Annotated in this window: 8 protein-coding genes and 1 pseudogene; 5 read left to right on the top strand and 4 right to left on the bottom strand. The window is 59.7% G+C overall.

Translation table 11 applies throughout. The annotated features are described in order from the left end of the window. Window positions 1-53: 53 nt before the first annotated feature. The gene (gene rpmG / locus ACXRVY_RS11090) at window positions 54-209 is read right to left on the bottom strand and encodes a 50S ribosomal protein L33 (protein WP_458237393.1); all 156 of its coding nucleotides are present in this window, start codon (window positions 207-209) and stop codon (window positions 54-56) included. Between the two features lie 11 nt (window positions 210-220). Next, a complete protein-coding gene (rpmB, locus tag ACXRVY_RS11095) occupies window positions 221-454 on the bottom strand; it encodes a 50S ribosomal protein L28 (protein WP_007975166.1) in 234 nt (77 codons plus the stop codon). 446 nt (window positions 455-900) lie between these two features. Between rpmB and ACXRVY_RS11100 the strand changes: the two genes are divergently transcribed. Continuing rightward, window positions 901-2,487, top strand: a complete 1,587-nt coding sequence (locus tag ACXRVY_RS11100; RefSeq protein ID WP_223460454.1) for an ABC transporter substrate-binding protein — start codon at window positions 901-903, stop codon at window positions 2,485-2,487. A 127-nt stretch (window positions 2,488-2,614) separates the two neighbouring features. Here the strand turns inward: ACXRVY_RS11100 and radC are convergent, their stop codons facing one another. Next, a complete protein-coding gene (gene radC, locus ACXRVY_RS11105; protein ID WP_218431783.1) occupies window positions 2,615-3,289 on the bottom strand; it encodes a RadC family protein in 675 nt (224 codons plus the stop codon). A gap of 135 nt (window positions 3,290-3,424) precedes the next feature. Here radC and coaBC point away from each other — a divergent pair, with 135 nt between their 5' ends. The 4 genes and pseudogenes from coaBC (at window position 3,425) to argB (ending at window position 7,660) form a co-directional block, all read left to right on the top strand. Continuing rightward, entirely contained in the window at window positions 3,425-4,633 is a 1,209-nt protein-coding gene (coaBC, locus tag ACXRVY_RS11110) for a bifunctional phosphopantothenoylcysteine decarboxylase/phosphopantothenate--cysteine ligase CoaBC (protein ID WP_102700099.1), read from the top strand. A 5-nt stretch (window positions 4,634-4,638) separates the two neighbouring features. Beyond that, on the top strand, window positions 4,639-5,094 hold the full coding sequence (gene dut, locus ACXRVY_RS11115; RefSeq protein WP_007975171.1) for a dUTP diphosphatase: 456 nt from the start codon (window positions 4,639-4,641) through the stop codon (window positions 5,092-5,094). Window positions 5,095-5,360: 266 nt separating this feature from the next. Then, window positions 5,361-6,737, top strand: a pseudogene (locus tag ACXRVY_RS11120) (phosphomannomutase/phosphoglucomutase); the annotation flags it as partial. Window positions 6,738-6,754: 17 nt separating this feature from the next. Continuing rightward, entirely contained in the window at window positions 6,755-7,660 is a 906-nt protein-coding gene (gene argB / locus ACXRVY_RS11125; protein ID WP_008047078.1) for an acetylglutamate kinase, read from the top strand. A 177-nt stretch (window positions 7,661-7,837) separates the two neighbouring features. Here argB and pyrE read toward each other — a convergent pair whose 3' ends face one another. Continuing rightward, a complete protein-coding gene (gene pyrE / locus ACXRVY_RS11130) occupies window positions 7,838-8,482 on the bottom strand; it encodes an orotate phosphoribosyltransferase (RefSeq protein ID WP_458237394.1) in 645 nt (214 codons plus the stop codon). Window positions 8,483-8,607 lie beyond the last annotated feature (125 nt).

The following is an 8,607-nucleotide window of genomic DNA, read 5'->3' on the forward strand; positions in this document are numbered from 1 at the left end:
AGGCACAAAAAAGCCCGCTGCGAGGCGGGCTTTTTTGTAGTCGACAGAATCAATTACTTGATTTTGCCTTCTTTGTAGATCACGTGCTTGCGAACAACCGGATCRWATTTYTTGATYTCGATTTTRTCCGGRGTAGTACGCTTGTTCTTGTCGGTRGTGTAGAAGTGACCAGTACCGGCGCTCGAAATCAAACGAATCAATTCACGCATGATTAGCTCCCTTAAACCTTGCCATCGCGGCGAAGTTCGGCCAGCACGACAGTGATGCCACGCTTGTCGATGATACGCATGCCTTTGGCAGATACGCGCAGACGCACAAAACGTTTCTCTTCTTCAACCCAGAAGCGGTGATGCTGCAGGTTCGGCAGGAAACGACGACGGGTTTTGTTGTTTGCGTGGGAAATGTTATTCCCGGTTACCGGACCCTTACCGGTAACTTGACATACTCTAGACATGCCTCAGCCCTCTAAAACCACATGCCCAACCCGGCATGGGTTGGCCGCTTAATCTCTCAGTCATTTGGCGCCAGGCGCCGCGTTTCTTTAGAGGTCTTACCGGCTACACCTACAGTGAAGGAACCGGGCCCCTAGAAAAGAGCGCTGCTTTATACCAGAAAGACTGGAGAGCAACAACATTCAGTGTGCGTAGAATTCACAAAATCCCCGTTTTCCGGGCTTCGAGCGCCTTGGACAAAGGCTATCGTCGATGGCGACCGCTCGTCGCAGAGTATCGCTCACCGAGCCGACCAGGGAGTTTGCTCAACCGCTGCACAGCAAATTCAGTCGCCTATAGTCTCCTCAAAATGAAAAAGGGGATAGTCATTTGCAAAAGAGCCCACTAGGGTAAGCCTTTTCCAGACTGCACTTGCAGATGGGCCTTCGATCTGTAAAGGAAGCCGACCATGCGCCTCGCTGCCCTACCGCTGTTGCTCGCCCCGCTTCTGCTGAGCCCACAGGCCTTTGCCGCCGCCCTGAGCGTCTGCACCGAAGCCAGCCCTGAAGGCTTCGACGTGGTGCAGTACAACTCGCTGACCACCACCAACGCCTCGGCCGATGTGCTGATGAACCGCCTGGTGGACTTCGACACAGCCAGTGGCAAAGTGGTCGCCAGCCTCGCCGACAGCTGGGAAGTCAGCACCGACGGCCTGACCTACGTCTTCAAGTTGCACCCGCTGGTGAAATTCCATCGAACGGAGTACTTCACCCCAACGCGTGACCTGAGCGCCGAGGATGTGATTTTCAGCTTCGAACGCATGCTCGACCCGGCCAATGCGTGGCACAAAGTCGCCCAGAGCGGCTTCCCGCATGCGCAATCGATGCAGTTGCCTGCACTGATCAAGAAGATCGACGCCCTCGATCCGCAGACCGTGCGCTTCACCCTCGACCACCCGGATTCGACCTTCCTGGCGACCCTGAGCATGGGCTTCGCCTCGATCTATTCGGCCGAATACGCCGACAAACTGATGAAAGCCGGCACGCCGGAGAAGCTCAACAGCCAGCCAATCGGCACCGGGCCGTTCGTTTTCACGCGCTTCCAGAAGGACGCCTCGGTTCGCTACAAAGCCAACCCCGAATACTTCGGCGGTAAACCCTCTGTAGACCCGCTGATCTTCGCAATCACGCCGGACGCCAACGTGCGCCTGCAGAAATTGCGCCGTAACGAATGCCAGATCGCCCTGTCGCCCAAGCCTCTGGACGTACAGGAAGCGCTGAAAGAGCCGGCTCTGAAAGTCGAAAAGACTGACGCGTTCATGACCGCATTCGTCGGCATCAACAGCCAGCATCCGCCGCTGGACAAGCCAGAAGTGCGTCAGGCCATCAACCTTGCCTTCGACAAGGCCAGCTATGTCAAAGCCGTGTTCGAAGACACCGCCGAGGCGGCCAACGGTCCGTACCCGCCCAACACCTGGAGCTACGCGAAAAACCTGCCGGGCTACCCTCACGACATCGAAAAGGCCAAAGTCTTGATGGCCAAAGCCGGACTCAAGGAAGGCTTCCAGACCACCATCTGGACCCGCCCTTCCGGCAGCCTGCTCAACCCCAACCCGAGCCTCGGTGCGCAACTGCTGCAGTCCGACCTGGCCGAAATCGGCATTCAGGCAGAAATACGTGTGATCGAATGGGGCGAGCTGATCCGCCGCGCCAAGGCCGGTGAACACGACTTGCTGTTCATGGGGTGGGCTGGCGACAACGGTGACCCGGACAACTTCCTCACGCCGCAGTTTTCCTGCGCCGCGGTCAAGTCCGGGACCAACTTCGCCCGTTACTGCAACCAGGATCTGGACAAGCTGATCAGCGCCGGCAAGACCACTGGCGAGCAAGGTGTGCGTAGCAAGCTCTACGAACAGGCGCAGACGCAGATCCAGCAGCAGGCGCTGTGGTTGCCCCTGGCCCACCCAACTGCTTTCGCGCTGACGCGCAAGGATGTCGAGGGATACTCGGTCAGCCCGTTCGGTCGACAGGATTATTCGAAGGTCAATTTCAAATAACCCGCCATACACAAAACCTGTAGGAGTGAGCCTGCTCGCGATTGCATTCTTTCAATTATCGGACAAGGTGACTGACACGACGCCATCGCGAGCAGGCTCGCTCCTACAGGGGCTCGCATCATCCTGCCTACATCCACCCATACTCCGCCATGGACAACGGATCGCCGTCGCCGATGATGAAATGGTCAAGCACCCGCACGTCAATCAACTCCAGCGCCTTTTGCAGGCGCTTGGTCAGCACCCGGTCGGACTGACTGGGGTCGGTGTTGCCCGAAGGATGATTGTGGCAGAGGATCAATGCCGCTGCGTTGTTGGCCAAGGCGCGCTTGACCACCTCTCGCGGATGAACACTGGTGTTGTCGATGGAGCCGCGAAACAGCGTCTCAAACGTCAGCACCTGATGCTTGGAATCGAGAAACAGGCAACCAAATACCTCGTGTGGCTCATGGCGCAGCATCGATTTCAGGTACTCGCGAACCGCGTGAGGATTCTCCAGTGCCGATTTTTGGCGCGCACGCTCGGCCAGATGACGCCTGCTCATTTCTTGCGCAGCCTGCAACTGTGCAAATTTCGCCGGCCCAAGTCCCAACTGCTTGCTGAACGTTTCCTGATCGGCCTCAAGCAGCAAACGCAGGCTGCCAAACTGATTCAACAGGTGTCGCGCCAGATCTACTGCACTTTTACCCACCACGCCCGTGCGTAAAAAGATCGCCAGCAGTTCGGCATCCGAAAGGCTTCCCGCGCCCTGTTCAAGCAACCTCTCCCGCGGCCGTTCCGCCGCCGGCCAATCGCGAATACTCATAGCACCTCCCTGTCTGTGGGCACCGCTGTTCCATAGCGGTCGCTGTGATATCGTAGCCCATCTTTTTTGCGGGCGAATTCACCCTGGGGAGGGGGGTTCGCCACGTATGTCACCAACGAATTGAAAGGCAGGCCTATGCAGCGGCTGTATCGGAAACGCATTGTTCTGGGCGTCGGCGGCGGCATCGCTGCCTACAAGAGCGCCGACCTGGTTCGCCGCCTGATCGATCAGGGCGCGGAAGTGCGCGTGGTCATGACCCGTGGCGGCGCAGAGTTCATCACCCCGCTGACCATGCAGGCCCTGTCCGGGCACCCGGTCCACCTGGACCTGCTGGACCCGGCGGCCGAAGCGGCCATGGGCCACATCGAACTGGCCAAATGGGCCGACCTGGTACTGATCGCCCCCGCCACGGCGGACTTGATCGCCCGTCTGGCCCAAGGCATTGCCGACGACCTGCTGACCACGCTGGTGCTGGCCACCGACGCGGTGGTCGCCGTTGCACCGGCAATGAACCAGGCGATGTGGCGCGATCCGGCGACCCAGGCCAACCTGCAAACCCTCGAAAGCCGCGACATCAAGGTCTTCGGCCCGGCTTCCGGCAGCCAGGCCTGCGGCGACGTGGGCCTGGGGCGCATGCTCGAAGCCCTTGAACTCGCCCAATGCGCTGCCGACTGCTTCCAGCGTCAGGCACTGACCGGTAAACACGTGTTGATCACGGCCGGTCCGACCCAGGAAAACATCGACCCGGTGCGCTACATCACCAACCACAGCTCCGGGAAAATGGGCTTTGCCCTGGCCGAAGCCGCCGTGGAAGCCGGTGCCCGCGTAACCCTGATCACCGGCCCGGTGCATCTGCCGACCCCGGATCGCGTCACCCGCATCGATGTGGTCAGCGCCCGCGACATGTTGGCCGCTTGTGAAGCGGCGATCCCTTGCGACCTGTTCATCGCCTCGGCAGCAGTCGCGGACTACCGCCCGGAAGTCGTTGCCCCACAGAAACTCAAGAAAGATCCTACAAACGGCGACGGCTTATTGCTACAGATGGTGCGTAACCCGGACATCCTGGCCACCATCGCCACCCGCCCCGACCGCCCGTTCAGTGTCGGTTTCGCCGCCGAGACCGAACACCTGCTCGATTACGCTGCGCGCAAGCTGAAAGACAAGAACCTCGATTTGATCGTCGCCAACGACGTCGCCAACCCGAGCATTGGCTTCAACAGCGAAGAAAACGCCTGCAGCGTGATCGACCGTGAGCTACACGCCACACTTTTCGCCCAGACCAGCAAGAGCAAGATTGCTCGCCAGCTGATCACTTTTATCGCCGAACGTCTGAACCAGGTTTAATTTACATGCACGCTTTGCAAGCCAAGATCCTCGACCCCCGCATCGGTACCGAATTCCCGCTGCCGCAATACGCCACACCGGGCTCCGCCGGCCTCGACCTGCGCGCCATGCTGGAACAGGACACCGTGATCAAGCCGGGTGAAACCGTGCTGATCCCCACTGGTCTGTCGGTCTATATCGGCGACCCGAACCTGGCAGCGCTGATTCTTCCGCGCTCGGGGATGGGCCATAAGCACGGCATCGTGCTGGGCAACCTGGTGGGGCTGATCGACTCCGACTACCAAGGCCCATTGATGGTCTCCTGCTGGAACCGTGGCCAGACCGAATTCACCATGCCGGTTGGCGAGCGCCTGGCGCAATTGGTGCTGGTACCGGTAGTGCAGGCTCACTTCGAAATGGTTGAAGAGTTTGTTGAAACCGAGCGCGGCACTGGCGGTTTCGGTCATACCGGTACCCGTTGATCCGGTCACGCTCTTCTTGTGGCGGTGGAACGGACTCCCTCGCCACAAAATTCAAATTGTCATCTGCAAGGTTTAGCTCCGAAAATCAAGGCATTGCCCGGTCAAACCCCTACCGTCAGGGGCATCATGGCCCTTTCATACCACGAACTCTCTGTGGAAAACGCCGTCATACCCTTCAGTTTGAACCTGCTGCCGAATGAATCGGCGGCCTGTCCAGCCACTTTCGAGATGGAGCATTTCCACAGATGAACACCCCGGCCAAAGTCGCACCCAAGTTCCCTGACAGCATCTTTCGCGCCTATGACATCCGCGGCACCGTCCCGGAATTCCTGAACGCTGAAACCGCTTACTGGATCGGCCGCGCCGTCGGCTCCCAAAGCCTGGCCCAGGGCGAGCCAAACGTGTCCGTCGGGCGCGATGGCCGCTTGTCCGGCCCGGAGCTGGTCGCGCAACTGATCAAAGGCATCGCCGACAGCGGCTGCCACGTCAGTGATGTCGGCCTGGTCCCGACTCCGGCGCTCTACTACGCCGCCAACGTGCTCGCCGGCAAATCCGGCGTGATGCTTACCGGCAGCCACAACCCGTCGAACTACAACGGCTTCAAGATCGTCATTGCCGGCGACACCCTGGCCAACGAACAGATCCAGGCCCTGCATGACCGCCTCAAGACCAACAACCTGAGCAGCGGCCAGGGCAGCATCACCCAGGTCGAGATCCTCGACCGCTACACCACCGAAATCGTCCAGGACATCAAGCTGGCCCGTCGCCTGAAAGTGGTCGTGGACTGCGGCAACGGCGCCGCCGGCGTGATCGCCCCGCAACTGATCGAAGCGCTGAACTGTGAAGTCATCCCGCTGTTCTGCGAGGTGGATGGCAACTTCCCGAACCACCACCCGGACCCGGGCAAGCCTGAAAACCTCGTGGACCTGATCGCCAAGGTCAAGGAAACCAACGCTGACATTGGCCTGGCCTTCGACGGCGATGGCGACCGCGTCGGCGTGGTGACCAACACCGGCAGCATCGTCTACCCGGACCGCCTGCTGATGCTGTTCGCCCGCGACGTCGTGGCGCGCAACCCGGGCGCCGAGATCATCTTCGACGTCAAATGCACTCGCCGCCTGATTCCGCTGATCAAGGAATACGGTGGCCGGTCGTTAATGTGGAAGACCGGTCACTCGTTGATCAAAAAGAAAATGAAACAATCCGGCGCCCTGCTGGCTGGCGAAATGAGCGGGCACATCTTCTTCAAGGAGCGCTGGTTCGGTTTCGACGACGGCATTTACAGCGCCGCGCGCTTGCTGGAGATCCTCAGCAAGGAAAAATCCTCGGCCGAAGAGCTGTTCGCGACCTTCCCGAACGATATTTCTACGCCGGAAATCAATATCCATGTGACCGAAGAGAGCAAATTCAGCATCATTGATGCATTGCACGATGCGCAGTGGGGCGCAGGCGCCGACCTGACCACCATTGACGGCGTGCGAGTCGACTATGCCAAAGGCTGGGGCCTGGTACGCGCATCCAACACCACACCGGTGCTGGTGCTGCGTTTCGAGGCCGATGACGAGGCTGAACTGCAACGCATCAAGGATGTGTTCCACATCCAGCTCAAGCGCGTTGCACCTGATCTCCAACTACCGTTCTGATTCACCCGGAGCCCTGAATGACCCTCGAACGCGAAGCCGCCGCCAACACCGCCAAGGTCCTGTCCGAAGCGTTGCCTTACATCCGCCGTTATGTCGGCAAGACCCTGGTGATCAAATACGGCGGCAACGCGATGGAAAGCGAGGAGCTGAAAACCGGCTTCGCCCGCGACATCGTGCTGATGAAGGCCGTGGGCATCAACCCGGTGGTGGTTCACGGTGGCGGCCCGCAAATCGGTGACCTGCTCAAGCGCCTGTCGATCGAGAGCCATTTCGTCGACGGTATGCGCGTCACCGACGCGGCGACCATGGACGTGGTGGAAATGGTCCTCGGCGGCCAGGTCAACAAAGACATCGTCAACCTGATCAACCGTCACGGCGGCAGCGCCATCGGCCTGACCGGTAAAGACGCCGAGCTGATTCGCGCGAAGAAGCTCACTGTTACCCGTCAGACGCCGGAAATGACCACCCCGGAAATCATCGACATTGGCCACGTGGGCGAAGTAGTCGGCATCAATACCGACCTGCTGAACCTGTTGGTCAAGGGCGATTTCATTCCGGTGATCGCACCCATCGGTGTCGGCGCCAACGGCGAGTCGTACAACATCAACGCTGACCTGGTGGCCGGTAAAGTCGCCGAAGCTTTGAAAGCCGAGAAGCTGATGCTGCTGACCAACATCGCCGGCCTGATGGACAAGTCGGGCACGGTCCTGACCGGCCTGACAACCCAGCAAGTCGACGACCTGATCGCCGACGGCACCATCTACGGTGGCATGCTGCCGAAGATCCGCTGCGCACTGGAAGCGGTCCAGGGCGGCGTGGGCAGCTCGCTGATCATCGACGGTCGCGTGCCGAACGCGATCCTGCTGGAAATCTTCACCGATACCGGCGTGGGCACCCTGATCAGCAATCGCAAGCGTCCTTAAGCGATAGCGCAAACAAGAAGACCCCGCTCGGCCTGGCTGAGCGGGGTCTTTTTATTTGTGTCGCCTTCCCTGTGGGAGCGAGCTTGCTCGCGATGACGGAGTRTCAGTCGACGGTTATGCTGGCTGATAAATAGCTATCGCGAGCAAGCTCGCTCCCACAGGTATGTCACAAAGCCATCAGACGCCGAACTGGGCGCGGTAGGCTTCCACGGCCGGCAGATGCTGCTTGAGCTGCGGGTCATCCGCCAGGAATTCCAGCACCTGATTCAGCGAAACGATGCTGATCACCGGGATGCCGAAGTCACGCTCGACCTCCTGGATCGCCGACAATTCGCCGTTGCCACGTTCCTGACGGTTCAGGGCGATCAGCACGCCGGCGGCCTTGGCGCCGTCCTGGGAAGCGATGATTTGCATCACTTCACGGATCGCGGTGCCAGCGGTGATTACGTCGTCGATGATCAGCACATCGCCGGTCAACGGTGCGCCGACCAGGCTGCCGCCTTCGCCATGGGCCTTGGCTTCCTTGCGGTTGAAGCACCATGGCAGGTCACGGTTGTGATGTTCGGCCAGTGCCACGGCGGTGGTCGCCGCCAACGGGATGCCTTTGTAAGCCGGTCCAAACAGCACGTCGAACGCAATGCCGCTCTCGGCAATGGCAGCGGCGTAGAAACGACCCAGTTGCGCCAGGGCCGAACCCGAGTTGAACAGGCCCGCATTGAAGAAGTAAGGACTGGTGCGCCCGGACTTCAGGGYGAACTCACCGAAGCGCAAAACGCCGCGATCGATGGCAAAACGGATGAAATCGCGCTGATACGCTTGCATGAAAAAACCCCAAATACCACGGATTTAGCTAATTAGCTTGACGCCGTGTATCATACACGCACGCGATTTTTGGGGCCATTTATGCGGATCATCAGTGTGAACGTCAATGGTATTCAGGCTGCAGT

The organism is Pseudomonas sp. P5_A2_2 (genome assembly GCF_054177685.1).